Below are 24,942 nucleotides of genomic sequence, written 5' to 3'. Positions count from 1 at the left end.
CGCGCCCTCCCTAGAAATCGATGGCTGCGTAGAAGATGGCAAAAAGACCATCCACCAGAATGACGACGAAGATCGACTTCACCACCGAGGAGGTGACGTGCTGGCCGAGCGATTCCGCCGAGCCGCCCACTTTCATGCCCTCCACCGCCGCGACGATGCCGATGATGAGCGCCATGAACGGCGCCTTGATCATGCCCGCCGCGATGGTCGATTCCTCCACCGCGCCATGCAGACGGGAGAGGAACACCTCAAAAGTGATGCCGGAATAAAGCAGCGCCACGATGGCAGCACCAAAAAGCGCGGCAAAATTGGCGAGAATGGTCAGAAGCGGCAGCGCAATGGTGAGCGCCACCAGCCGCGGGAACACCAGCACGCCCACGGGATTGAGGCCAATCACCTTCAGCGCGTCGATTTCCTCGCGCATCTTCATGGAGCCGATTTCGGCGGTGATGGCGCTGCCGGAGCGGCCGGCGATCATGATCGCAGTCAGCAGCACACCGATTTCACGCAGCTGGAGAATGCCGACCAGATCGACGACGAAGACCTCAGCCCCGAAATATCTGAGCTGGAACGCGCCTTGCTGGGCGATGATGGCACCGATCAGGAACGACATCAGCATGATGATCGGCACGGCGCGCACGCCCATATGGTCAATCTGGTTGACGATTGCCGCCGGCGAGACGCCGCGCCCGCGTCCGAGCTTCATCTGCGCACCGCGCACTGCCGAACCCAGAATATACATGCCCGCCAGGAAATCCGCGCCATTCTGGACCACGGCCTTGCCGATCGGAGAAAAGATGCGCTCCACCAGTCCCTCACGCGCGACCGGCTCCGCCTCCATCTCCGCCTTGTCGGGCAGCTGCCCGATCACCTGCTCGATACGGTCGTTGCCGCTGAGCGTGACGGTCGCACCATTCGCCTCGAGGTCCTTGCGCAGGCGCTGGATGATCCAGGCGCCGGTCGTATCGATGGACTCGACGGAGGAAAGCTCGATCTCCACCGGGCCGGCGGGTCTGCTTTTTTCGATCTTATCGAGATCAGGTAAAACGGCGGAGAGATTACTGTTGCGCCAGGAGCCGCTCATGACATAGCGCAGGCCGCCGCCGGAGACGGTGCCGTCTTCGGTGATTGCGGCCGGGGTCGCCTGTTGCCGTGTGTCCTGTTCTTGCATAATGCTCCGAGCGAATGCAGCCGTCACGAGATTCTTAAAGGTTTCATAACGTTTCGGCCTCCGGCAAGCCACAGTGGCAGCCGACAATTCGTGATAAATTTGGCGTCATGTGTCATTTGACGCCCAATCGGAAGTGAAAAAACATGCCCCGTTACCTTCAAGCCACAACAGAACGTTTCGCCGTTGCTGGCAGCTTCACCATTTCACGCGGCACCCGGACGCATGCGGATGTCGTAACGTGCACCATCCGCGATGGTTCCTTCACCGGCAGAGGTGAATGTGTGCCCTATCCGCGATATGGCGAAAGCATCGAAGGCGTCATTGCCGATATCGAGGCGATGGCGGAGCGGATCGCCGCAGGCGTCACGCGGCAGGAGTTGCAGCAGGCGATGAAACCGGGTGCGGCCCGTAATGCGGTGGATTGCGCGCTTTGGGATATCGAGGCGAAGATGAGCGGCCAGAGCGTCGCCGAGCAGGTCCTCGGACAGGAGGCAGAGCCGCTCGTCACAGCCTATACGATTTCGCTTGCAGACCCGGAGACCATGGCCGCAAAGACCGCAGAGAACGCCGGACGTCCGCTTCTGAAGATCAAGACCGGCACAGCCGACGATGAAGCCCGCCTGCGGGCCGTCCGCGCAGCCGCACCCGAGGCGCGCATCATCATCGATGCCAACGAAGGCTGGAACGACGACAATATCGAATATTATCTGAGGCTTGCGGCAGAGCTGAAGATATCGCTGATCGAACAGCCCCTGCCCGCCGGCAAGGACGCCATTCTCTCCCGTATCGACCATCCGGTGCTGATCTGCGCCGATGAAAGCGTGCATTCCACCAAGGACCTCACCGGCCTGCGCGACCGCTACGACGCGATCAACATCAAGCTCGACAAGACCGGCGGCCTGACGGAGGCGCTTGTCATGAAGGCGGAGGCCGAAAGGCTCGGTTTCACCATCATGGTCGGCTGCATGCTCGGCACCTCGCTGGGCATGGCGCCCGCCGTGCTTGCCGCGCAGGGCACGGCCTTTGCCGATCTCGACGGCCCGCTGCTTTTGGCCGAGGATCGGGAGCCTGGGCTGGTTTATGAAGGGTCGCTTGTTTATCCGGCGCGGCCGGAATTGTGGGGGTAGAGCTCTCGCCAAGGGTCCGGACTGGGTTGGTGCCTAGAGGCTGCATTCGCACCCTCTCTCCGGTGCGTCACCGGAAGGTTACTGAGAAGCCTCTAAAGCCTCACCTCCGTCATGCCGGACCTGATCCGGCATCCAGCCACGGCGCGTCTGCGCCGTGAGAAATAAGTCTTACGCGATCAAAGACTTGATCGCACTGGATCCCGGCTCAGGGCCGGGATGACGGTATGCGGATGCTACAATTTCAACCAACACTCGTTTACAGGTGAGCCTACCATCAGCGCCCGTCAAACGCTCCAATCACGCCGCGTGCTTGCCAATCAGCCCCGGAATATTCACCGGCTCCATTTCGTCCGACGTCTGCTCGGCAACCACTTCGCTCGTCTGCATCCAGGTGATCAGCTCGAAGCTGCCATCGGCGTTCTCGGCAATCGCCGTGCAGCTTTCCACCCAGTCGCCGGTGTTGATGTAACGTATGCCGTCCATGTCTTCCATGACGGCGTGGTGAATATGGCCACAGATCACGCCGTCGACATTGTTGCGCCGGGCTTCATCCGCCACCACACGCTGGAATTCACCGATGAAGTTGACGGCGTGTTTCACCTGCAGCTTGGCCCAGGCCGAAAACGACCAGTAAGGCAGGCCGATGCGGCGGCGTACGGCGGCGATGGCGATATTGATGGCGATTGCTGCGTCATAGGCCCAGTCGCCGAGATAGGCGAGCAGGCGGGCGTTGCGCACCACCACGTCGAACTCGTCGCCATGGATGATGAGATATTTCCTGCCGTCGGCCGCCTCATGGATCATGCGCTCGGCCACTTCGATGCCGCCGAAATGCATGCCGGGGAACTCCCGCAGGAATTCATCGTGATTGCCGGGAATATACACGATGCGGGTTCCCTTGCGGGCCTTGCGCAGCAGCTTCTGCACCACGTCGTTGCAACCCTGCGGCCAGTACCAGCTGCGGCGCAGGCGCCAGCCGTCGACGATGTCACCGACGAGGATGATCGTTTCGGCCTCGTGATGTCTGAGGAAGTCCAGCAGATAGTCAGTCTTGGCCGCCTTGGAACCAAGATGAACATCCGAAATGAAAAGCGTTCTGAACTGTCTGGTTTCGATTTGACCGGCCACGGATTTCATCCCCCTGTTCGGTTGCGTCCCTGCGGCTTTCTTCCCTCTCAGAACCAGACTCGTGTTTCAGCAACATGACAGCGGCCGTTTTTTGCAGGGAATATGACGAAACGCTTCACGAAAACGCGAATAAGCCGTGGCCGCATTTGCATAAGACGCCCGTAAATAACGGCTGTACCACGGGGAAGTTTGTTGTATTCAGGGGTCCGAAATAAAACCAGATACGACGGTGGAAGACATGACCTCTCACGATAAGAACAACACGCCCGCCAACACGGCAAAGGCCGACATCGAAGAACAGGCGCTCTTTTTCCACCGCTATCCGCGCCCCGGCAAGCTGGAGATCCAGGCCACCAAGCCGCTCGGCAACCAGCGCGATCTGGCGCTCGCCTATTCGCCGGGTGTCGCCGCACCCTGCCTCGCCATCCATGAAAATCCGGAAATGGCGGCGGATTACACCGCGCGCGCCAATCTCGTCGCCGTCATCTCCAACGGCACGGCCGTGCTTGGCCTCGGCAATATCGGCCCGCTTGCCTCCAAGCCCGTGATGGAAGGCAAGGCCGTCCTTTTCAAGAAATTCGCCGGTATCGACGTGTTCGATATCGAGATCGACGCGCCCGGCATTAACGACATGGTTTCCACCATCGCGGCGCTGGAACCCACCTTCGGCGGCATCAACCTTGAAGACATCAAGGCGCCGGAGTGTTTCGAGGTGGAGCGCCAGCTGCGCGAGAAGATGAACATCCCCGTCTTCCACGACGACCAGCACGGCACCGCGATCATCGTCGCCGCCGCTGTCACCAACGCTCTGGAACTGGCCGGAAAGTCCCTGTCCAGCGTCAAGATCGTTGCCTCGGGCGCCGGTGCGGCAGCCCTTGCCTGCCTCAATCTCCTCGTTGCGATGGGCGCGAAGAAAGAAAACATCTGGGTCCACGACATCGAGGGCCTCGTTTATGACGGCCGCAATACGCTGATGGACGAGTGGAAGGAAGTTTACGCCCAGAAGACCGACAAGCGCGTGCTGGCCGAAACGATCGACGGCGCCGATGTCTTCCTCGGCCTGTCGGCGGCAGGCGTTCTGAAGCCGGAACTGCTGGAGCGCATGGCGGAGAACCCGCTGATCCTCGCGCTTGCCAACCCCAAGCCAGAAATCATGCCGGAAGAGGCGCGTGCCGCCCGCCCGGACGCGATGATCTGCACCGGCCGTTCGGATTTCCCGAACCAGGTCAACAACGTGCTCTGCTTCCCCTATATCTTCCGCGGCGCGCTCGATTGCGGCGCGACGACGATCAACGAGGAAATGAAGATGGCCGCCGTGCAGGCCATCGCGGAACTCGCGCGTGAGGAAGTTTCCGAAGTGGCCGCCAAGGCTTACAGCGGCGAAACGCCGATCTTCGGCCCGACCTACCTCATCCCCTCGCCCTTCGATCCGCGCCTTATCCTGCGCATTGCCCCGGCCGTTGCCCGTGCTGCCGCCGCAAGCGGCGTCGCCGCCCGGCCGATCACCGATTTCGAAGCCTATCTCGACCAGCTGAACCGCTTCGTCTGGCGCTCGGGTTTCATCATGAAGCCTGTCTTCAACGCCGCAAAGGCCGCCGAAAAGAAGCGCATCATCTTTGCCGAAGGCGAAGACGAGCGCGTGCTGCGCGCCGCCCAGGTGCTGTTGGAAGAAGGCACCGGCATCCCGATCCTCATCGGCCGCCCGCAGATCATCGAAACGCGCCTGAAGCGCTTCGGCCTGCGCATCCGCCCGCATACGGATTTCGCCGTGGTGAACCCGGAAGACGATCCGCGCTACCGCGACTATGTGGATGATTATTTCGCCCTGGTCGGCCGCGCCGGCATCAACCCGGAAGCGGCACGTACCATCGTGCGCACCAACACGACTGTCATCGGTGCGCTGTCGGTCAAGCGTGGCGAAGCCGATGCGCTGATCTGCGGCCTCGAAGGCCGTTACGACCGCCATCTGCGCGACGTGAACCAGATCATCGGCAAGCAGGACGGCGTCCGCTCCTTCGCCGGCCTCAGCCTGCTCATCACCCAGCAGGGTGCGCTGTTCCTCACCGATACCTTCGTCAACAACGACCCGACATCGGAAGAAGTGGCCGAAATGGCCATTCTCGCCGCGAAGGAAATCCGCCGCTTCGGCATCACGCCGAAAATCGCGCTCGCCAGCCATTCCAATTTCGGCTCGCGCGATTCCGAAAGCGCCCGCAAGATGCGCCGCGCGCTGAAGATCGTGCAGGAGGCTGCACCCGAACTGGAAGTGGACGGCGAAATGCAGGGTGGCTCGGCCCTGTCGGAAGCGCTGCGCAAACGCGCCATGCCCAACAGCGTGCTGACCGGCGAAGCAAACCTGCTGGTCTTCCCGAACCTCGATGCGGCCAACATCACGCTGGGCGTCACCCGCACCTTGACGGAAGGCCTGCATGTCGGCCCGATCCTGCTCGGCACGGCCCTGCCCGCCCATATCCTGTCGCCCAGCGTCACCTCGCGCGGCGTCGTCAACATGGCGGCCTTCGCCGTGGTGCAGGCGTCGCATCCTTCGGTCTAACACCCCGCTAAATTGATCCAGAAAGCCGCGCGCATTGACGTGCGGCTTTTTAGTTGCGAGTATAGAAAATAATACAGATTTTTAGATTTAATATTTTATTTTATTATTTATGAGCGAAAGATATGCTTGATCACGTTGAGATATATGTTTCAGATATCGAAAAATCGTTTCAGTTCTGGTCAAGCATTCTGCAAAAGATTGGCTACGATGTAGCCTCCCGTTGGGAAAGCGGCTTTACTATCGCAAATGACAAGGATGCCTACCTGACCTTCGTACAGGTGGAGAAAAAGCATCGTGAACGCGATTATCATCGTTGCGGCGTTGGGCTCAATCATCTCGCGTTTCAGGTCGCGTCTCGCGGCGTGGTGGACGAACTCAAGATGCATTGCGCCCAAAACCATGTTTCGGTTCTCTATGACGACCGATACCCCTATGCGAACGGCGATAAAAATTATTACGCGCTGTTCGTTGAAGACCCTGACAGGATCAAGGTCGAATTCGTGTCCGCCGAATAGGTGGAAAAGCGACACGCGGTCGGCGTTAACGCAGTTTTGAACATGCTGTTGCCGCAATGCGGCAACAGCTTATGTTATCTTCCTGAAACACGGATTTCCTGAAGCATAACACCCCTGCCACCGCCGGGGACATCAAACGGATCGCACAATTGACCCGGCGCAGCCGCATCATCGGCCTTCTGCTTCCCCTTGTTTTCATTGCTCCTGCCGCCGCTCTTGCGGATCAGGTGTGCGATACGCTTTATCAACAGTTGCGAGAACCACCCCGTGTCATCGGCAACACGGGCGAGGTGCGGCGTTATGCCAATGCGCTTGCCCACCAGAACATCGTCATCCGCAAGATCAGGAACGACATGCGCAGCTATGGCTGCTCGTCCGGCAGCGTCATCGTTTATGGCAATCCCAATGCCGGGCTCTGCGCCGAGATCGGCGATGCGCTGGTGGATGCCGAGGCCGAACGCGACGCGATCATCCGCGATCGCGACGACGCCATGGCGGCGGCGAGGAGCGACGACGGCGATACCAGGCGCGAGCGCATTCTTGCCGCCCTCGATGCCAATGGCTGCACCCCCGCTGAGGAGATGAACCGTCAAGCATCGCCTGCACCCGATGTGACGCGTTATCCCGATGCCTTCAGGCAGAATGGCGGTGAGCCGGGACAGGCGGGCCTTTCCCCTTACCCCAACGCCGCGGAGGGCGGGCTTCGCACACTCTGCGTGCGCACCTGCGACGGCTCATTCTTCCCGATCGCCTCCAACGCCTCGCCGCTCGATTTCCGCGCCCAGGCCGAACAGTGCCAGAAAATGTGCCCGGGAACCGAGACGGAGCTCTATTTCCACTCCATGAAGGATCAGGAAACAGCAGACATGGTGTCCGCTGAAACCGGCAAACCCTACAAGGACCTGCCGACCGCCTTCGCCTATCGCAATGCCTCAACGAAAGCGCCCGGCTGCGCCTGCAACATGGCCGCCTATCACGAGGAGATGCAAAAGCAGGAACAGGCGTCGCGGCCGGAAGCCGAAAAGCCCTATTCCAGCATCACCACCATTCCATCGCCCCAAGGTGACAAGGCTCCGAAGCCCGCCGAGCAGCAGGCCGCAAAGCCGCCGGAACAACCTGTTCCTGAGCGCGACTATGACCCGAACGACACAAAAGTGCGTGTCATCGGGCCCAAATTCCTGCCGGACCAGACCGGCAAGATCGACCTGAAGAACCCGGCGCTGAAGGGTATCCAGCCACAGCAGTGAAGTCTCTTCTGCACGCGGAATGGTGCGAGCGCGTGCCCCTTGTTTCCTCTCCCCGGCGGGGAGAAGTCCGCGGCAGCGGGATGAGGGGGCAAGCTCTCCGAAAATCTCCGCCGTTACCCCCTCGTCCGACCTTCGGGCCACCTTTTCCCCGGCGAGGAGAAGAAATGCGCGGCAACGTCCCGCCCTGTTCGCAGGCCTCCGGGTCTACACCCCACCCCAGCGGTTACGAAACACAAGCTCCTCCAGCGGCACGCGCTGCCGCCAGCCCTTCACCGCCAGTTCCGGTTCGGTATAAAGCGTATCGACACGACCGAGGCACAGCCAGGCGACAATCTCGATATGATCGGGGATATCCAGAATGGCCCTGATATCGCTGTCATGGAAAATGCTGACCCAGCCGACGCCGACGCCTTCGGCGCGCGCCGCGAGCCAGAGGTTCTGGATGGCGCAGACGGTGGAATAGACATCCGTGCGTGCATTATGGGTGCGGCCCAGCACCACCTTGCCACCACGGGTCGGATCGCAGGTGACGCAGATGCTGAGCGGCGCCTTGCGGATGCCTTCGAGCTTCAGACTGCGATAAAGCGCCTGCTTTTCACCCGTAAACATCGCCGCCGCCTCTTCATTGGCACGGCTGAAGGCCACCCATGCCGCCTGGCGCACGGCGCCATCGGTGACGAGGGTGAAGTTCCACGGCTGCATGAAACCGACAGAGGGAGCGGCATGCGCCGCTTTAAGGAGGCGCTCGACGAGATCATCCGGTAGCGGGTCCGGCAGGAACTGATCGCGCACATCACGCCGCGTCTCGATGGCGCGGTAGATCGCCTCGCGCTCCTCCCCGGAAAACGGGCGGGCGGGTGAAAGCGCGTGATCGAACGGGTTAGCGTCCAGTGGCGTGGTGACGGGCGGTTCGGTCGGCATCGTTTATCCCTAACAATGCGGGCGGGCCGGTGCCGAAACCATGGGAGGTTTGCAGCGACGACGCGCTTTCCAGCAACCTGCCGCCGTCCGCGCGGTTCGGTCCATCCTGCCAGGCCGGTCTTCTGACTAAGCTTCATCCGCCCCGTTTCGCCTTCCCGAATTGCTCCAGTGGCATGAGAAAAAGAGCATCCGCCTCACAGCGTTGGGCACGTTCCGGTTTTTCACCGGATTCCCGATTCTCCCGCCGAAGGGCGGGCACCTGACGGGTGAAGCTATGGGCAAAAAAGCTTGCGAACACAAGTGCCGTGCAGGTGGTGCGGCAATGTGGCCTGCCGCACCTTACCTTCATCACTCCACCGGGAAATATCTGACATAAGCGAACTCGTCGCCATCAGGTGACCAGTTGGGAGAGTTCATCGTGCCCTGCCCGCCAAACAGCTCGAAAAGCGTTTCGACATTGCCGCCATCCATATCCATCAGCCGCACCCGCACGTCGAGATCGCGGGGATGATCGAACACGTCGCCGTCATAGGAAATGAAGACAACCTTGTCCCCCCTTGGTGACGGGTGCGGAAACCAGTCGCCATAGGAGCTGTCGGTGATGCGCTCCACGGCTGAGCCATCCACCCGCACCCGCCAGATTTGCATCCGTCCGGTGCGGCTGGAATTGAAATAGATCCACGCGCCGTCAGGCGAATAATCCGGCCCGTCATTGCGGCCCTCACCATGGGTAAGGCGTGTCTCAACGCCGCTGTCTATGTCCATGGAATAGATATCGAAAATCTGATCGCGAATGCCGCAATAGGCGAAGCTTTTCCCATCCGGTGACCAGCCGTGCCAGTAGGAAGGAAGGTTCCTTGTCATTAGCCGCGGCGCGCCGCCCGCCGCGGACAGGAGATAGATGGCGCTCTTGCCGAATTCCACCTTGTCGGAAATGGCATAAAGCGAACCGTCAGGCGAAATGCCGTGGTCGTTGTTGCAGAGCGTGGCAAAGCCGGTATCGACCTTCTCCGGCGACGCGTCACCGGAAAGGGACAGGCGATAAAGCAGCCCATCGCTGTTCAACAGCAGATATTGTCCATCCGGCGACCAGTTCGGCGCTTCGAAAAGATCGGGCGTCTGCCACACCACCCGCATCTGCCGGGTGCGGATGTTGAAAATTTCGATGGAGCTGCGCATTCTGCCTCCCGGGCGGGTCCGTGTTCTCATTCATAGCGCTTGGTGACGCAGACATTCCGTTTGCATCCACCATCGCCTCGATTATGATCCTAGGGCGGCAGGCACCGTCCTGCAAATTCAAACCGGAAAAAACGCCAGCGCCCCGGCACCGTCCGTGGCCCTCCCCGTTTGTCCCAGATCCGAGGTTCCGCGATGAATACCATCGCCGATCACGGCATCCGCTTCGGGCGGATCGCCGCAATGCTTCCTGTCAAGAATATCGAAAAGGCCCATGATTTTTATGTCGGCTTGCTCGGCTTCGAAAAGACCTTCGCAAACGGCAACCCTGTGGGCTTCATGATCCTCAAACAGGGCAATGCCGAGCTGCACCTGACATTGCAGCCCAGCCACAAGGCAGCGCCCTTCAATGTGGCGCATATGATGGTGAGCGATGTGGACGCGCTGCATGCGCTCTGCAAGAGCCAGGGCTTGCGCATCATCAAGGGCCTGCAGGACAAGGATTACGGTCTAAGGGCCTTTGTGTTTGAAGACCCTGACGGCAATCGTATCGATGTGGGGCAGGTTATTTGAGGTGAGCGGCGCGGAGTTTTCCGCGCCAATCAAGACGCTCCGTTGTGGATCGATCGCATGCCACTTGTTTCTTCTCCCCGAGGGGGCGCGGCAGCGGGATGAGGGGGCTAGCAAGCTTCGTCATATACGGAGGGGTTGCCCCCTCATCCGACCCTTTGGGCCACCTTCTCCCCGGCAGGGAGAAGAAATATGCCGCACCGTCTCACAATGCGCTTGCCCAATTCATCAAGCAGGGACGGCGTTAAACGTGCCTTCCCCAAAACGCCCTACCGATCCCGGAACCGGTTGGTGATCGGATAACGCCGGTCCCGCCCAAAGTTCTTCTTGGTGATCTTCACACCCGGCGCCGATTGCCGGCGCTTGTATTCGGCGAGATAGAGCAGATGTTCGACCCGGTGCACGGTCGCCACATCATGGCCGCGCGCCAGAATTTCCTCGACCGACATTTCCTTCTCGACAAGGCACTCGAGAATATCGTCCAGCACCGGGTACGGCGGCAGCGAATCCTGGTCGGTCTGGTTGGGGCGCAATTCGGCCGATGGAGCCTTGGCGATAATGTTGGCGGGGATCACTTCGCCGGAAGGGCCGAGCGCGCCCGGCGGCACATGGGCGTTGCGCCAGCTGGAAATGGCATAGACCTGCATCTTGTAGAGGTCCTTGATGGGGTTGAAACCGCCATTCATGTCGCCATAAAGCGTGGCGTAACCCACCGACATCTCCGACTTGTTGCCCGTCGTCACCACCATTGAGCCGAACTTGTTGGAAACGGCCATCAGGATGGTGCCGCGCGTGCGGCTCTGCAGGTTTTCTTCGGTAATGCCCTCTTCCGTGCCCTCGAAAAGTTCTGACAGCGCAGACAGGAAACCTTCCACCGGCTCCACGATCGGCACGATATCGTAACGGCAGCCGAGCGCCTTGGCGCAATCGGCGGCGTCCTTCAGCGATTCTTCCGAGGTATAGCGGTAAGGCAGCATGATGCAGCGTACCCGCTCCTCACCCAGCGCATCGACGGCAAGGGCGGCGCAGATCGCCGAATCGATCCCGCCGGAAAGGCCGAGAACCACGCTCTTGAAACCGTTCTTGTTGACGTAATCGCGAAAGCCCAGCATGCAGGCGCGGTAATCCGCCTCCTCACCCTCGGGAATCTTGGAAAATGGCCCGCTTTCGCAGCGCCAGCCATCCGCTGTGCGTTTCCAGTCGGTGACGGCAAGCGTGGCTTCGAACTGGCTCATCTGAAAGGCGAGCGTCTTGTCGGCATTGAAGCCAAAGCTCGCACCATCGAACACCAGCTCGTCCTGCCCGCCCAGCTGGTTGGCGAAAACCAGCGGCAGGCCGCTTTCGATCACCTGCCGGAGTGCCACCTGATGGCGCACGTCCAGCTTGCCGCGGTAATAGGGCGACCCGTTCGGCACCAGCAGGATTTCCGCGCCGCTTTCGGCAAGCGTCTCGCAGACGCCCATGTCGTTCCAGATTTCCTCGCAGATCGGAATGCCGATCCTCACGCCGCGGAAATTATAGGGCCCGGAAATCGACCCTTCGGAGAAAACACGCTTTTCGTCAAATTCGCCGTAATTCGGCAGGTCGATCTTGTCGCGCAGCGCAATGATCTTGCCGCCATCGAGAAGCGCCACGGAATTGTGCCGACCCGTCTCGCCCTGTCGCGGAAAACCGATAACGATACCCGGCCCGCCATCGGCGGTTTCCTCCGCCAGTTCTTCCACCGCTTTCAGACATGCTTTCAAAAAAGCAGGTTTCAGTACCAGATCCTCTGGCGGATAGCCGGAAATGAAGAGTTCGGTGAGAAGCAGAAGATCGGCGCCCTGCGTTGCCGCATCGGCCCTTGCCTCACGCGCCTTGGCGAGATTGCCCGCCACGTCGCCAACGGTGGGATTGAACTGCCCGACGGCAATCCGGAGATGGTTCTCTATATCGTGTCTGTCGCTCATAACCCTTCAATACCGCGCCCGTGATCGCTCCGCAACGCAGCAATTCCCACTTGCATTCATTCGTGCGCTTCTCGACACAGCCGCCCTCACGCGAAGGTTATCGCGCTTATATGCACATCCCATAAAGTTCATGTCGCGTTCATCGCGCTTATGTGACAGTTACATGACACTTTTGCGACACCCGATTCACCTCCCCGGATCGGTGCTGGCGCCTGAAATACCGGAGTATGGGTTTGAGAGATTCGGCGCCAAAAACAACGGCTTCCGAAAAGGCTGGTTTTGTCTTTTCGCCTGCATGGACAAGGAGCCTTTCGAAGTTTTCAGGCACGGCCTACACGCTTGCCAACCTGACGGTCGCGTCCGTCGTGCTCGTCGTGGCGCTGGAATGGGTCGTCCGCGGCTCGCTTCAGGATGTCGGCACTTTCATCACCTCCTCCGCGCGTCCGGGCATGACAACCATTGCCGCCGTGCTCGCCCTTCTCGTCGCGCTGGATTCGATCCTCGGCCGGCGTTATCTTTCGCTGATAGCGGTCGCGCCGCTCTGCGCACTGGTGGGGCTGATCTCAGCGCAGAAACAGACCTATCTTTCCGATCCGCTTTATCCCTCAGACCTGTTGTTCGGGCGGCAGATTCTCGAACTTTTACCAACCATGCTGAAGGCGCAGCCTTTTACGGCGATGCTGGTGGGTGTCGGCCTCAGCGCCGCAATTGCCTCCCTCGCGGCTCTCTGGCTGCTGGCGCACCGTCATTCGCCGGTATTGCGCTGGCGTGAGCGCGCCGCCGGCCTTGCGCTGGCGCTGCCGCTTCTCGCCAGCCTCGCCTCGCTGATGGACTATTCGCATTATTCCTGGGTGCGCGATCGCCTCAACATCATCCCCATGATGTGGGATCAGCAGGAAAACTACCGCCACAACGGCTTCCTGATGGCCTTCGCCTTCAATATTCCCATGGCCAATGTCTCGGCGCCGGAGGGTTACGGCGAAAACAGCATCGCCGATCTCACCTCGGAACCGGCATCTTTCGCCGCCAACAAGGGTGATTACCCTGACGTCATCATGCTGATGAGCGAATCCCTGTGGGATCCGACCCGGCTTGAAAACGTGAATCTCTCGGCCGATCCCATGCCGACCATCCGCGCCAAACAGTCCGGCAACGTGTTTTCGCCCGAGTTCGGCGGCATGACGGCAAATGTGGAATTCGAGGCATTGACCGGCTTCTCGAACGCCTTCCTGCCCTATGGCAGCATTCCCTACCAGCAATATATCCGCCGCCCGGTGCCCTCGCTCGCCAGCTTCTTCCGCGGCGAAGGTTATTCCGCCATCGCAGTTCATCCGTTCCAGGAATGGTTCTGGAACCGCAAGCAGGTCTATAAAAATTTCGGCTTCGAGGAATTCCGCTCCGAAGAGACGCTGCCGGCCATGGAAAAACGCGGCAATTTTGCCTCCGACGACGCGCTGATGGAAGAGATCATGGCGACGGCGGACCGGACGCAGAACCCGCTTTTCCTCTTTGCCGTCACCCTGCAGGGACATGGCCCCTATGAGACAAACCGTTACGCCGAAAACACCATCGGCATTGAGGGCGAACTCTCGGCTTCGGCCTCGCAGGCGCTCGCCACCTATTCTCAAGGGGTGGTGGAAGCGGACGAAGCGCTGCTGAAGCTGATGCGCTGGGCAAAGAAGCGCGATCGTGAGACCATCATCGTCCTCTTCGGCGATCATCTGCCGCCGCTCGGCCAGACCTTCGTGGAAAGCGGCTATATGCCGGGCATGGTGGCAAGCCGCCGCGCACCGCTTGAGGTGATGAAGAAGGAGCACGAGACGCCGCTCGTCGTGTGGTCTTCGAAGAAGGGCGTGCGTAAGAATATCGGCACCATCAGCCCGGCGCTCTTGCCCTATCACGTGCTGAAGACCGCAGGCTTTTCCGATCCATTCTATACCGGCACGCTGGGCGAAGTTCAGCAGGCCTTTTCCGTGATCGACCGGCACATGCTGGTGACGGCCGGCGGCGATGCCCTGCCCGACTGGTCGATCGCGCCGAACGCGGTCCCTGACGTGGTGCGCAATTATCGCCTGCTGCAATTCGACATGATGTTCGGCAAGCAATATGGAAAAGAGCGCTTTTTCCCCGGCTTCAATTGGCTGCACGAGGGCGCGCCGTCGGTGTAATGAATTTCGGCGAGGGACGCCTGAACGCATGGTGGCGGAAAACGTTTGAATTCCGCCATCATGCGGGTTTATCTCGGGAAAGCTCCGCACCGCCAATCAGAACCGGAGACACGCCCGTGTCAGATATCTCCGACTATATCGTCTCTCATTTCAAGCGCTCCTCTCGTGAAATCGGCGAGGTGGAACGGCGCATTCTCGAGCTGGCGCACCAGAAAAAGCTGGTTTCGAGCGATATTAATGCGGAATTTTCCGCCGGCGCCAGTTTCGGCGACAGGCTGGCAGACAAGATTGCCAGGGTCGGCGGTTCCTGGAGTTTCATCCTCGGCTTCTGCTTTTTCCTGATTTTCTGGGCTATCATCAACACCATCGTACTGACAACCCGCGCTTTCGATCCCTACCCCTTCATCTTCCTCAACCTGCTTCTTTCCATGCTGGCGGCCATTCAGGCGCCGATCATCATGATGTCGCAGAATCGTCAGGCCGCCCGCGACCGCTTCGAGGCCGCCAAGGATTATGAGGTGAATCTGAAGGCAGAACTGGAAGTGCTTTCACTGCATGAAAAGATCGATGTGAAAGTGCTGGCCGAACTGGCTGCGCTGCGGCAGGACCTTGCAGCACTTCACCGCCACGTCACCCGCAAGGAAGACTGACACCGGAAAAATTCTCCCCCCGCTTTTCCCCGCTCCGCGACAGGCTGTTATATTGGTCGCAGTCCTGCCGGGTGGACGCCAGACGTGGCGGAAACCAAAGGACGGTCCTGGTGGTGGAACGCTGGCAACGTTCGTGGAAAGGACCATGTCGCAGGGTGCAGTGCACGGTCCTTGCGAGATACGGCATGGTGAAAGACCCGGCTGCGCAACGCATCCGACCCACACCAAACCCATCCGAGTCGCAGCCGGGCAATCGCCCGACCTCTCTAGCGATCACCCGTTCGGCAGTGCCGTGCGGGATGAAGCTGTTGGGTGAAACGGGAAAGTGGACCGATGAGCGTGGGACTTCACCCCCCTCTGCCCTGCCGGGCATCTCCCCCTCAAGGGGGGAGATCGATATGCGGCTGGGTTTCGGCCATCTCAATGTCGAGGATGAAGTGGCGAAAGGCCCTCTGGTCGATCTCCCCCCTTGAGGGGGAGATGCCCGGCAGGGCAGAGGGGGGTAACGCCCCACGCACTTCGCCCCGTTGTGAATCAACCTCCGGAAAATCCCCACCCAGTTACGAATCCGTCAGATTCTTGCGCTACAGATTGACGCAGGCGTTTGTTGCATTGCACTCTAGCGGGCAAGGCAAACGGGGGAATCACTCCCCATCGTCAAAATGGCATCACGACCATTTCGCGGCGACGCCATGCCGGATGCGACATCCGGTATCGAAATGCATTCTATTCCGGGGTTTTTCATGCACCAGTTCGATCTGATTGTTGTCGGCAGCGGTCCGGCGGGAAGACGGGCCGCCATTCAGGCCGCCAAGCTCGAAAAGAAGGTTCTGGTCATCGAGAAAGGCAGCCGCGTCGGCGGCGTTTCGGTGCATACCGGCACCATCCCTTCAAAGACCCTGCGCGAAACGGCGCTCAATCTCACCGGCTGGCGCGAGCGCGGTTTTTACGGTCGCTCCTATCGCGTCAAGCAGGAGATCGACGCCGAGGACCTTCGCCGCCGCCTGCTCATCACCCTGGATCACGAAGTGGAAGTGCTGGAACACCAGTTCGCCCGCAACCGCGTGCAGCACATTCGCGGCACGGCAAGCTTCGTTGACGCCAACACCGTGAAGGTGGTGAAGAACGACGGTGAGATCATGAATGTCACCGGCACTTCCATTCTGTTGACCATCGGCACCCGCCCCTACCGGCCGCCGCATATTCCCTTCGATGGCGAAGCGGTGCTCGATTCGGACGAGATTCTCGAAATCAAGGAACTGCCGCGCTCCATGATCGTGGTTGGCGCGGGCGTCATCGGCATCGAATATGCCACCATCTTCAGCGCGCTCGACACGCAGGTGACGGTGGTGGAACCGCGCGAAACCATGCTCGAATTCATCGACAAGGAAATCGTCGAGGATTTCGCCTATCAGCTGCGCGACCGCAACATGAAGCTGATCTTCGGGCAGAAGGCGGAAAAGGTGGAGCGCGACGAGAGCGGCAAGTGCCTCGTCTCGCTCGGCAATGGCCGCGTTCTGAAGGCCGAGACCGTCCTCTTCGCCGCCGGCCGTGTCGGCGCCACCGATACGCTCAACCTATCGGCCTGCGGGCTGGAAGCCGACAGCCGCGGCCGCCTGAAAGTCGATCCTGAAACCTTCCAGACGTCCGTGCCGAACATCTATGCAGCCGGCGATATCATCGGTTTCCCGAGCCTTGCCTCCACGTCCATGGAACAGGGCCGCATCGCCGCCCGCCATGCCGTTGGGGCACCGGCCGGCGAACCGCCGCAGTTCTTCCCTTATGGCATCTATGCCGTGCCGGAGATCTCCACCTGCGGCCTGACGGAAGAGGAAGTCATCGAACGCAACATTCCCTATGAATGCGGTATCGCCCATTTTCGCGAGACCTCCCGCGGCCACATCATGGGTCTCGACAGCGGCCTCCTGAAGATGATCTTCTCGCTGAAAACCCGCCGCCTGCTCGGCGTCCATATCGTCGGCGAAGGCGCCACCGAACTGGTGCATATCGGCCAGGCGGTTCTGAACCTGAAAGGTACGGTGGAATATTTCGTCGAGAATACGTTCAACTACCCGACACTGGCGGAAGCCTACAAGATTGCCGGGCTTGATGCGTGGAACCGCATGGGTGAGATCAAGAAGGATTGAGGTTGCACGGGGGCGGCTTTTGAGATGGCGGAGTTGCCGTAATCGGCCTTCTGAGAAAGCACAGCATCCCCATCCGTCATCCCGGCCTTGAGCCGGGGTCCAGCGCGATCAAGTCTTTGATAGCGAAATACTCTTTCACAGCGCCGACTCGCCGTCACTGGATACCGGGTCAAGCCCGGCATGACGGAGGAAAGGTTTTCGCCCCTAAAGAGACTTTCTCACCTGCGAACTAACCGTATACAGCCAGCCCGCCCCCTCACCACCGAATACTGTACCGCGCACTTACCCCCGGCCGGAAATGATCCGCATAACCCTGATCCAGCGTCCCGCGCACCGTCAGGTGATCGCCCAGCTTCTGTTCCACCGCGACACCGCTGCTGAACTCGTTGAAACTGTTGCGGCTCGCCCCCGTCAGCACGAAGGCCGTGCCGGTTTCCGAGCGGGACAGGCGCAGCGATTGTGAGACATCAAGCCCGTTCCATTGCTGCGCCGTGCCGTCATACCGCACGGTGAAATTGCGGTTCGCCTCGATATCCAGCTCCGGCGTAACGATACGCTTCTGCTGCGAGGTCATGGAAACGCTGCTCGACCCTGTCAGGGCGTTGAACATGACGCCGACATCCCGCGCAAGCGAGACGCCCGGCAGCTGTTCGGCCAGCAACGTGACATTACCCCACAGCCGCACCGGCGTATCCACCACCTGCCCCGTCTTTGAGGCATTCATGCCCATTTCCAGCCCGGCCCGGATCGGGGTATCGACCGGCAGTTTCGCGCCGATGCGCGCCGTATAGGACCGATCGGAATTCTTGACCGGCTTCCAGATCAGCCCCGCCTCATCGGCATGGGCGGCCGCGGCTGCGGTGAAGAACAATAATACAAGGGCAGAACCCGTTCGGAGCGACATACTTGTCCCCTGGCAAATTAAGGGCGCACCGGGAGACCCCGGCAAGCACGGTAAAAGCTAAGGCCAATGGTTTGGCTGCGATGAAGCCACATTCAAGCGGCGCAATGCCCGAACGGCCGCTTGATACGACCAGGCAAATCATGCTGCGCAGGGTGCCAGATGAACGGGAGATGAACAAGAGCATATGCAGCAAAAAATCATGCTGCACTGCATTGTGATCAGAACAAGGATGCGAGACGCCCGGTCGCTACTCTTTTTCAATCGGTGACGCGCAACGCGCGAGGATATCATCCACGACAGCATTCAGAGAGGGGGATGAATCGATGACTGTGGCATGAACGGGAATGTCTTCTTTCGTCGCATGAAGCTGCAGGACAAATTCCCGCTCCTCCGGCTTTCCGCCAAACTCGTCCCGGGGCCTCTCGATCAATCGTCTTTGCAGGGTCTCGCTATCGAGATCGAGAACGAAGACCGCATCGAACACATCGATAAAACGCTGAAAATTTCTTGAGCCACCGCAGAAGAATGTGAGCGTGTGGCCGTGATCGGCGGCAATCTGCCGAACCTTTTCGATATCCCATATATGATGCCTGTGACGGAAACGCATATCCGCCGCATCGCGCTCCAGAGCTGGATCAAGGGCCGCGCCCGTTTCAGGGTCGCCCCTATATGCAAGTTCCCGATCGCCATGGATCACATGATGGCCGCGTCGCTGAAGTTCTGTTGCAACCGACGTCTTGCCGACACCGGAGACACCCTCAATCAGGTAGTTTCTGACACCCATAGCGCTTCCATCTGGCTCTCCCTCGCTTTGGCCGGTGACACATGGCGGCCATTGATTTGAAACATAACAATCAGGAATGACATAACCATGTCGGAAGACTGGGAATCGGGTGACTGTCACACCCCAACAAGAAAGACGACCAAACAAAAAGGCCGCAGCTTTCGCCACGGCCCTTCCATTCAAATCAGCTTGCACTGAAGAAGATTATTCGGCGTCGCCTTCAGCGGCCTTCTTCTTGGCCGGAGCCTTCTTCTTCGGAGCGGCTTCTTCGCCTTCAGAGGCGTCGTCAGCCTTGGCGGCAGCCTTTTTCTTGGCAGGCGCCTTCTTCTTGGTTTCCGTGGCTTCTTCGCCGTCGTCAGCCAGCAGCTCTTCCTTGGAAACGGTCTTGTCCGTTACCGAGATTTCGGTGAGCAGCTTGTCGATGACCTTTTCTTCGAAGATCGGAGCGCGCAGCGAAGCGGAAGCGCCGGGGGTGTTGCGGAAGAAATCGAGGATTTCCTTCTGCTGGCCCGGGAACTGCTGCAGCTGCTGGAACAGCGCGCGCTGCATTTCCTCTTCGGTCACTTCGACGCCGGCCTTTTCGCCGATTTCGGAGAGAACGAGGCCAAGACGGACGCGGCGTTCAGCCAGCTTGCGATATTCTTCGCGGGCTTCTTCTTCGGTCGTGTCTTCGTCAGCGAAGGTCTTGCCGGACTGAGCGAGATCGGTGTTGATCTGGCGCCAGATGTTGTCGAACTCGGCGTCAACCAGGCCAGCCGGCGTGTCGAACTTGTACATCTCGTCCAGCTGGTCGAGGATCTGGCGCTTGACCTTCTGACGGGTGATGTTGCCGTACTGGCTTTCGATCTGACCCTTGACGATTTCCTTCAGCTTTTCAGCCGATTCGAGGCCAAGCTTTTCGGCCAGTTCGTCGTTGATTTCAACCGGAGCGGCGGCAGCAACTTCCTTGACGGTGATGTCGAAGTTGGCTTCCTTGCCGGCAAGGTTCGCCGCCGGGTAATCGGCCGGGAACGTCACGGTGATGGTCTTTTCGTCGCCGGCCTTGACGCCAACCAGCTGGTCTTCGAAGCCGGGGATGAAGCGGCCCGAACCGAGAACCAGTTCAGCGTCTTCAGCAGCGCCGCCGTCGAAGGCAACGCCGTCGACCTTGCCGAGGTAGTTCATGGTGACGCGGTCGCCTTCAGCGGCCTTGCCCTTCTTGGTCTCGTAGGTGCGGGCGCTTTCGGCGATCTTGAGGATCTGCTCGTTGATTTCGTCTTCGGAGACTTCCACAACTTCGCGGGTAACCTTGATGCCGTCATTGGCCTTCAGTTCGATGGCCGGAATGATTTCGTAGGCAACGGTGAATTCGAAGTCGGATTCGGCCGACAGGATCTTTTCAGCTTCCTGCTCGTCTTCGGTCATGGAGATCGCAGGCTGCGTTGCAGACTTCTCGCCACGGCTGGAGAGGATTTCGGACGGCTTTTCACGAACCAGCTCGTTGACGAGGTCGGCCATGATGGACTTGCCGTACATCTTCTTCAGGTGGCCAACCGGCACCTTGCCGGGACGGAAACCGTTGATGCGAACCTTGTCCTTGGCGTCGACCAGGCGCTCGTCCAGGCGGGCCTTCATGTCGGCAGCCGGAATAACGACCTTGAGTTCGCGCTTCAGCCCTTCAGCGAGCGTTTCGATAACCTGCATTTTCCTAACCTTCACATCATGGCGGCGGTGCTCAGACAGCCGTTGGTTTACTTTCGAGCACTGCGCCGGAAACATCGTTCCCCGGCCGTGGCTTCCCTTATTTCTTACACAAGCGCCTGCCGGACACCGTTACGCCTGCACCGGAGAATAAAGACCAAAGGGGAGAAATGAACCCCGAAGCTCCCCGCATCCTGTAAGGATGCACTCTGGCGCAAGCGTGGCACAGCCATGCCTTGCTTGTGGTGCGGGTAGAGAGACTCGAACTCCCACGCCGAAGCGTTGGTACCTAAAACCAATGCGTCTACCAATTCCGCCATACCCGCACGTTGGGCGGCGGTATGTCACAATGTTCAGAAAGGGTCAAGCACGCCGTTCCGCTGCCTTTCGTTTCGCCCGGACTTTTCTTGCCGGCCGGGCTGGGCAGAAGGAGGCCCGACCCGCTTTCGCGACCGGCCAACGGATTTTCGGAACCCGAAAGACCGGCAAGCCTTCCGGATACAGGGACGAAAGCGGCGTAGCGCGCCATCGTCCTCCCCGATTACCGACCCCCCATCATATGGCCGCTTCACGCTAACACGCGGCTGCACTGACATTATATATAATATGGCATGGCGGGCACATGATGGCGCCGGTACCGCCGCACGCAGCCGCCGCATGACGCACCGCCGCAAGGCTGCAGGCGGATAACTCCATCAAAAGCACACAAATTGGTCACAAATTATGCATGAATCGCCGCAATCGGGGCATTTTACCGGATTGCATTGCGTTTAATGCATAGGTGGCATCTTGCTTTGTCTGTTTTTGTTTTGATTAAACCGATTATATTCGTGGTCATACAGACATCGAGTTCAGCCCCGGACCAAAGCCTCCCAAGGCTGGCCGCGGCGACTGAACAGCACGAAGAGGAAGATGAAAATGAACATTGCACGCTCGCTCACCAACTGGCGCAAGTATCGTCAGACCGTAACCGAACTCGGCCGCATGACCGACCGCGAACTGAATGACCTCGGCATTGGCCGTCAGGACATCCGCCGCGTCGCCAAGACCGCCGTCGGCTTCTAATTGGACGCCCCGCCGCTCTGCGGCGGATGCGAAACGACCTACCCAAAAAGGCCTGAGGCTTCCGCCTCTGGCCTTTTTTCGTTTTGGGTGGCGCCCCAACTCGAAGCAATTCGTCTGTACCGCCTGCTGGGGCCGACGGATAAATGCATTGATGCCGAGTGTTGGCGTACGGCAGGATGATGTCCGGGCTTGCTCCGATTGCCCTCTCACGCCGCAGAGCCCCTTCGAAAGCCGTCTAAGGCCGCCATATCCTTCAAAGCCGCCTCAAAGGCAGGCATTTCCGCTCATATTTTGCCCATATGATACCCAAAGCCGCAAATTTAGACGACATACTGCACAAATGCATGGCAGTAGCCTAAATTCTGCACTGCACAACATGGCTTCATGTCTATATATAAACCTCAACAGCCGAGAGCACAGAGAAACCGCTGAGCCGGCAGACGAAATCAACAGAGATAGATTGAGGAAACGACCATGAACCCTATCCGCATCGCAAAGAACTGGATCTCCTACCGCCGCACGATCAACGAACTCGGCAGCCTCTCCAACCAGGCTCTGAGCGACATCGGCCTGACCCGTTACGACATCCGTAACGTAGCAGCCCGTTCGTTCCGCTAAGGCGTAAACGATCGTCCCGCTGCCCGACCTCCAGGGCGCGACGATTGAGCGACAGGTTAAGAAAGCGGCGCCTCTGGCGCCGTTTTTGATTCTGGAGTTTCCGCTGCAAGCAGCTATTTTTCGAAGATGCACTCCTGGCTTCCGCCACCATTCGGTTTTACAGGGCCGGCCGGCATTTCGGATACGGGCGCTACGCCAAATACATCGGGTTCGAGATCGCCGCTTGTTTCTTCTCCCCGCCGGGGAGAAGGTGGCCCGAAGGGTGGGATGAGGGGGCTAGCTCCCCTGATATCTCCAACCTCGCCCCCTCATCCCGCTGCCCGCTTCAAATGCGCGCCTGCTCCTCGATCCCGGCGGGAGCTTCGTAGCCCACCAGCCTCCATCCGCCAAAACCATTTGGCTGCCCCCGCCATGCATGCTAGTGCATCGGCAAACAATGCCGCGTCCTTTTAGGACCCGCGCGGAACACTCACTCGAATGACGGCCGCCGGACGGGAGCCTTGGCCCCGCGGCCGCCCATGGACACCGAAATGCAAGACAAGACTATTTCTCCCATTCACGTCGTCGGCGGCGGGCTGGCCGGCTCGGAAGCCGCATGGCAGATTGCGGAGAGCGGCGTTCCCGTCATCCTGCACGAAATGCGCGGTGTGCGCGGCACCGATGCGCATAAGGGCGATACGCTGGCGGAACTGGTCTGTTCCAACTCCTTCCGCTCCGACGATGCGACGGCCAATGCGGTTGGTGTCATCCATGCGGAAATGCGGCTTGCCGGCTCGCTGATCATGGCCTGCGCCGATAAACACCAGGTGCCGGCCGGCGGCGCGCTTGCCGTTGACCGCGACGGATTTTCCGAGGCCGTGACGAAAACGCTGGAGGGTCACCCGCTGGTGACGATCCTCCGCGAAGAGGTGAACGGCCTTCCGCCGAAGGAATGGGGCAACACGATCATCGCGACCGGGCCTCTCACCTCGCCGGATCTCGCCGCCGCCATCCAGGCCGAGACGGGTGAGGATGCGCTCGCCTTTTTCGACGCCATCGCCCCGATCGTCCACCGCGACAGCATCAACATGGATATCTGCTGGTACCAGTCGCGTTACGACAAGGTCGGCCCCGGCGGCACGGGCAAGGACTACATCAACTGCCCCCTGGATGAGCAGCAATATAACGCCTTCATCGACGCGCTGATCGCCGGCGACACGGTCGGTTTCAAGGAATGGGAAGGCACGCCCTATTTCGACGGCTGCCTGCCGATCGAAATCATGGCCGAGCGCGGACGCGAAACGCTGCGCCATGGCCCGATGAAGCCGATGGGCCTCACCAATGCCCACAACCCCACCGTCAAGGCCTATGCCGTCGTCCAGCTGCGCCAGGACAATGCGCTCGGCACGCTCTACAACATGGTCGGTTTCCAGACGAAGCTGAAATACGGCGTTCAGGCGGATGTGTTCCGCATGATACCCGGCCTCGAAAATGCGGAATTCGCGCGCCTCGGCGGCCTGCACCGCAACACCTATATCGATTCCCCCACCCTGCTTGACCCCTCGCTGAAGCTGAAATCCCGGCCGGACCTGCGTTTCGCCGGCCAGATCACCGGTTGTGAGGGTTATGTGGAAAGCGCCTCCGTCGGCCTCCTCGCCGGCCGCTTCGCCGCCGCCGAGCAAAAGGGCGAAACCCCGAGCCTGCCGCCGGCCACCACCGCGCTCGGTTCGCTGCTCAACCACATCACCGGCGGCCACCTGTCTTCCGATGATGAACCGGGCAAACGCTCCTTCCAGCCGATGAACATCAATTTCGGCCTCTTCCCCGAACTGGAGCCGGGCTCGATCGTCAAGCCAGAAGGCGTCAAGCGTTTTCGCGGCAAGGACAAGACGATCATGAAACGTCAGCTGATCGCGGCGCGGGCGTTGAAGGATTGTGCGGCGTGGCTCGCGACGCCCAAAGGCGGCGCGGCGACTGACTGACGCCGAGACATGGCAACCTGGCATGACCGCCGTCGTTACATCACGTTCCATTTGCCAAAATCGGATTTGCCGGTCTGATAGGGATAATGCCTTGAGAAGAAGGGATTGACTGCGGCAACGTGCTCGAAGGTGATCGTCGTTCCAAAGAGGATTGAGAACAGCGGCTGGTAGCTGTAGCGGCCGGAGACAACGATGATCGCTTCCTTGGGGCCAAATCCACCGTCAGTCACTGCCTTTTGCCATCGCACGTCCTCGGCCGATCCAAAGAAATTATATGGCCTGAATTGTTCTTTAGGCGTGCCGCCGGTCAGCTCAACGCTTCGCAAAGTCAGATTGAGCTTATCCGTTGCGAGGATGCCGTTGCCCGCGATGATCGCGAATTGGGACACACCGGTTCTGACCCGTGTCTCGAACTCCGGAAATCGTGCCGACCATCTGGCCGCATTATCGATCACGGTGACAAAACGATCATAACTGATCCAGCCTCGCCCGACCTCGACAATGACTGCCAGAAAAAGAATGAGGACCGGCGCCAGAAGTCCCATTTCGACGGCAGCGGCGCCGGATCGGCAGGAGAAGAGCCGGAAGATACGGTGTGAACCCATGC

The 24,942-nt window shown here is 59.8% G+C and carries 21 protein-coding genes, 1 tRNA gene and 1 riboswitch; of the genes, 12 read left to right on the top strand and 10 right to left on the bottom strand.

Going from position 1 to position 24,942, the window contains the following annotated elements; all coding sequences use genetic code 11:
• Window positions 1-10: 10 nt before the first annotated feature.
• On the bottom strand, window positions 11-1,171 hold the full coding sequence (locus tag WA845_RS18480; RefSeq protein ID WP_004442030.1) for an ABC transporter permease: 1,161 nt from the start codon (window positions 1,169-1,171) through the stop codon (window positions 11-13).
• A gap of 143 nt (window positions 1,172-1,314) precedes the next feature.
• Here WA845_RS18480 and dgcA point away from each other — a divergent pair, with 143 nt between their 5' ends.
• Window positions 1,315-2,298, top strand: a complete 984-nt coding sequence (dgcA, locus tag WA845_RS18475; protein WP_112554455.1) for an N-acetyl-D-Glu racemase DgcA — start codon at window positions 1,315-1,317, stop codon at window positions 2,296-2,298.
• A 297-nt stretch (window positions 2,299-2,595) separates the two neighbouring features.
• Here the strand turns inward: dgcA and WA845_RS18470 are convergent, their stop codons facing one another.
• The gene (locus WA845_RS18470; protein WP_006697377.1) at window positions 2,596-3,435 is read right to left on the bottom strand and encodes a UDP-2,3-diacylglucosamine diphosphatase; all 840 of its coding nucleotides are present in this window, start codon (window positions 3,433-3,435) and stop codon (window positions 2,596-2,598) included.
• A gap of 229 nt (window positions 3,436-3,664) precedes the next feature.
• Here WA845_RS18470 and WA845_RS18465 point away from each other — a divergent pair, with 229 nt between their 5' ends.
• The 3 genes from WA845_RS18465 to WA845_RS18455 all read left to right on the top strand — a co-directional run bounded on the left by WA845_RS18465 (window position 3,665) and on the right by WA845_RS18455 (window position 7,742).
• Window positions 3,665-5,980, top strand: a complete 2,316-nt coding sequence (locus tag WA845_RS18465; protein WP_004442036.1) for an NADP-dependent malic enzyme — start codon at window positions 3,665-3,667, stop codon at window positions 5,978-5,980.
• 122 nt (window positions 5,981-6,102) lie between these two features.
• Window positions 6,103-6,495 carry a VOC family protein gene (locus tag WA845_RS18460; RefSeq protein ID WP_004442037.1) on the top strand — a complete coding sequence of 131 codons (393 nt, stop codon included), beginning with the start codon at window positions 6,103-6,105 and terminating at the stop codon, window positions 6,493-6,495.
• 149 nt (window positions 6,496-6,644) lie between these two features.
• Window positions 6,645-7,742, top strand: coding sequence for a DUF2865 domain-containing protein (locus WA845_RS18455; RefSeq protein WP_162719171.1), 1,098 nt, complete (start codon window positions 6,645-6,647; stop codon window positions 7,740-7,742).
• Between the two features lie 204 nt (window positions 7,743-7,946).
• Here the strand turns inward: WA845_RS18455 and bluB are convergent, their stop codons facing one another.
• A complete protein-coding gene (gene bluB / locus WA845_RS18450; RefSeq protein ID WP_022556236.1) occupies window positions 7,947-8,663 on the bottom strand; it encodes a 5,6-dimethylbenzimidazole synthase in 717 nt (238 codons plus the stop codon).
• A gap of 95 nt (window positions 8,664-8,758) precedes the next feature.
• Window positions 8,759-8,941: riboswitch (cobalamin riboswitch) on the bottom strand.
• Between the two features lie 70 nt (window positions 8,942-9,011).
• Complete coding sequence (locus WA845_RS18445) at window positions 9,012-9,842, bottom strand: TolB family protein (protein ID WP_112554457.1); 831 nt, start codon at window positions 9,840-9,842, stop codon at window positions 9,012-9,014.
• 192 nt (window positions 9,843-10,034) lie between these two features.
• Between WA845_RS18445 and WA845_RS18440 the strand changes: the two genes are divergently transcribed.
• Entirely contained in the window at window positions 10,035-10,412 is a 378-nt protein-coding gene (locus tag WA845_RS18440; RefSeq protein WP_112554459.1) for a glyoxalase superfamily protein, read from the top strand.
• A 266-nt stretch (window positions 10,413-10,678) separates the two neighbouring features.
• On the opposite strand, the gene WA845_RS18435 is transcribed toward WA845_RS18440, so the two are convergent.
• On the bottom strand, window positions 10,679-12,358 hold the full coding sequence (locus tag WA845_RS18435; protein ID WP_112554461.1) for an NAD+ synthase: 1,680 nt from the start codon (window positions 12,356-12,358) through the stop codon (window positions 10,679-10,681).
• A gap of 227 nt (window positions 12,359-12,585) precedes the next feature.
• On the opposite strand from WA845_RS18435, the gene WA845_RS18430 reads away from it, so the two are divergent.
• The 4 genes from WA845_RS18430 to sthA all read left to right on the top strand — a co-directional run bounded on the left by WA845_RS18430 (window position 12,586) and on the right by sthA (window position 17,323).
• On the top strand, window positions 12,586-14,526 hold the full coding sequence (locus WA845_RS18430) for a sulfatase-like hydrolase/transferase (protein ID WP_162719172.1): 1,941 nt from the start codon (window positions 12,586-12,588) through the stop codon (window positions 14,524-14,526).
• A 116-nt stretch (window positions 14,527-14,642) separates the two neighbouring features.
• On the top strand, window positions 14,643-15,176 hold the full coding sequence (locus WA845_RS18425; RefSeq protein ID WP_035210951.1) for a DUF1003 domain-containing protein: 534 nt from the start codon (window positions 14,643-14,645) through the stop codon (window positions 15,174-15,176).
• A gap of 308 nt (window positions 15,177-15,484) precedes the next feature.
• On the top strand, window positions 15,485-15,649 hold the full coding sequence (locus WA845_RS18420; RefSeq protein ID WP_156779244.1) for a hypothetical protein: 165 nt from the start codon (window positions 15,485-15,487) through the stop codon (window positions 15,647-15,649).
• A 270-nt stretch (window positions 15,650-15,919) separates the two neighbouring features.
• Window positions 15,920-17,323 carry a Si-specific NAD(P)(+) transhydrogenase gene (gene sthA / locus WA845_RS18415; protein ID WP_112554660.1) on the top strand — a complete coding sequence of 468 codons (1,404 nt, stop codon included), beginning with the start codon at window positions 15,920-15,922 and terminating at the stop codon, window positions 17,321-17,323.
• A 256-nt stretch (window positions 17,324-17,579) separates the two neighbouring features.
• On the opposite strand, the gene WA845_RS18410 is transcribed toward sthA, so the two are convergent.
• From WA845_RS18410 to WA845_RS18395, 4 genes are all read right to left on the bottom strand, one after another.
• A complete protein-coding gene (locus tag WA845_RS18410) occupies window positions 17,580-18,227 on the bottom strand; it encodes a hypothetical protein (RefSeq protein ID WP_004442052.1) in 648 nt (215 codons plus the stop codon).
• 247 nt (window positions 18,228-18,474) lie between these two features.
• Window positions 18,475-19,011 carry an AAA family ATPase gene (locus WA845_RS18405; protein WP_022556244.1) on the bottom strand — a complete coding sequence of 179 codons (537 nt, stop codon included), beginning with the start codon at window positions 19,009-19,011 and terminating at the stop codon, window positions 18,475-18,477.
• 204 nt (window positions 19,012-19,215) lie between these two features.
• Complete coding sequence (tig, locus tag WA845_RS18400) at window positions 19,216-20,694, bottom strand: trigger factor (RefSeq protein ID WP_112554463.1); 1,479 nt, start codon at window positions 20,692-20,694, stop codon at window positions 19,216-19,218.
• Window positions 20,695-20,934: 240 nt separating this feature from the next.
• Window positions 20,935-21,017 (bottom strand) — tRNA-Leu (locus tag WA845_RS18395).
• 592 nt (window positions 21,018-21,609) lie between these two features.
• On the opposite strand from WA845_RS18395, the gene WA845_RS18390 reads away from it, so the two are divergent.
• The 3 genes from WA845_RS18390 to trmFO all read left to right on the top strand — a co-directional run bounded on the left by WA845_RS18390 (window position 21,610) and on the right by trmFO (window position 24,335).
• Complete coding sequence (locus WA845_RS18390; protein ID WP_004442060.1) at window positions 21,610-21,756, top strand: DUF1127 domain-containing protein; 147 nt, start codon at window positions 21,610-21,612, stop codon at window positions 21,754-21,756.
• 474 nt (window positions 21,757-22,230) lie between these two features.
• Window positions 22,231-22,374, top strand: a complete 144-nt coding sequence (locus WA845_RS25305) for a DUF1127 domain-containing protein (RefSeq protein WP_003495735.1) — start codon at window positions 22,231-22,233, stop codon at window positions 22,372-22,374.
• 518 nt (window positions 22,375-22,892) lie between these two features.
• Window positions 22,893-24,335 carry a methylenetetrahydrofolate--tRNA-(uracil(54)-C(5))-methyltransferase (FADH(2)-oxidizing) TrmFO gene (gene trmFO / locus WA845_RS18380; protein ID WP_048902688.1) on the top strand — a complete coding sequence of 481 codons (1,443 nt, stop codon included), beginning with the start codon at window positions 22,893-22,895 and terminating at the stop codon, window positions 24,333-24,335.
• Window positions 24,336-24,370: 35 nt separating this feature from the next.
• Here trmFO and WA845_RS18375 read toward each other — a convergent pair whose 3' ends face one another.
• Window positions 24,371-24,940, bottom strand: a complete 570-nt coding sequence (locus WA845_RS18375; RefSeq protein WP_004442066.1) for a TadE family protein — start codon at window positions 24,938-24,940, stop codon at window positions 24,371-24,373.
• Window positions 24,941-24,942 lie beyond the last annotated feature (2 nt).

Origin of the sequence: Agrobacterium sp. CMT1 (assembly GCF_037203725.1) — a bacterium.
Taxonomy (GTDB): domain Bacteria; phylum Pseudomonadota; class Alphaproteobacteria; order Rhizobiales; family Rhizobiaceae; genus Agrobacterium; species Agrobacterium pusense.
Note: the sequence above shows the minus strand (reverse complement) of the source record. Positions and strands in the feature narration are given on the sequence as shown.

Coding starts and splice junctions, on each gene's coding strand:
- WA845_RS18480 (WP_004442030.1), bottom strand. CDS start 1,171: ATGCAAGAACAGGACACACGGCAACAGGCGACCCCGGCCGCAATCACC.
- dgcA (WP_112554455.1), top strand. CDS start 1,315: ATGCCCCGTTACCTTCAAGCCACAACAGAACGTTTCGCCGTTGCTGGC.
- WA845_RS18470 (WP_006697377.1), bottom strand. CDS start 3,435: ATGAAATCCGTGGCCGGTCAAATCGAAACCAGACAGTTCAGAACGCTT.
- WA845_RS18465 (WP_004442036.1), top strand. CDS start 3,665: ATGACCTCTCACGATAAGAACAACACGCCCGCCAACACGGCAAAGGCC.
- WA845_RS18460 (WP_004442037.1), top strand. CDS start 6,103: ATGCTTGATCACGTTGAGATATATGTTTCAGATATCGAAAAATCGTTT.
- bluB (WP_022556236.1), bottom strand. CDS start 8,663: ATGCCGACCGAACCGCCCGTCACCACGCCACTGGACGCTAACCCGTTC.
- WA845_RS18445 (WP_112554457.1), bottom strand. CDS start 9,842: ATGCGCAGCTCCATCGAAATTTTCAACATCCGCACCCGGCAGATGCGG.
- WA845_RS18440 (WP_112554459.1), top strand. CDS start 10,035: ATGAATACCATCGCCGATCACGGCATCCGCTTCGGGCGGATCGCCGCA.
- WA845_RS18435 (WP_112554461.1), bottom strand. CDS start 12,358: ATGAGCGACAGACACGATATAGAGAACCATCTCCGGATTGCCGTCGGG.
- WA845_RS18430 (WP_162719172.1), top strand. CDS start 12,586: ATGGGTTTGAGAGATTCGGCGCCAAAAACAACGGCTTCCGAAAAGGCT.
- sthA (WP_112554660.1), top strand. CDS start 15,920: ATGCACCAGTTCGATCTGATTGTTGTCGGCAGCGGTCCGGCGGGAAGA.
- WA845_RS18410 (WP_004442052.1), bottom strand. CDS start 18,227: ATGTCGCTCCGAACGGGTTCTGCCCTTGTATTATTGTTCTTCACCGCA.
- WA845_RS18405 (WP_022556244.1), bottom strand. CDS start 19,011: ATGGGTGTCAGAAACTACCTGATTGAGGGTGTCTCCGGTGTCGGCAAG.
- tig (WP_112554463.1), bottom strand. CDS start 20,694: ATGCAGGTTATCGAAACGCTCGCTGAAGGGCTGAAGCGCGAACTCAAG.
- WA845_RS18390 (WP_004442060.1), top strand. CDS start 21,610: ATGAACATTGCACGCTCGCTCACCAACTGGCGCAAGTATCGTCAGACC.
- WA845_RS25305 (WP_003495735.1), top strand. CDS start 22,231: ATGAACCCTATCCGCATCGCAAAGAACTGGATCTCCTACCGCCGCACG.
- trmFO (WP_048902688.1), top strand. CDS start 22,893: ATGGACACCGAAATGCAAGACAAGACTATTTCTCCCATTCACGTCGTC.
- WA845_RS18375 (WP_004442066.1), bottom strand. CDS start 24,940: ATGGGTTCACACCGTATCTTCCGGCTCTTCTCCTGCCGATCCGGCGCC.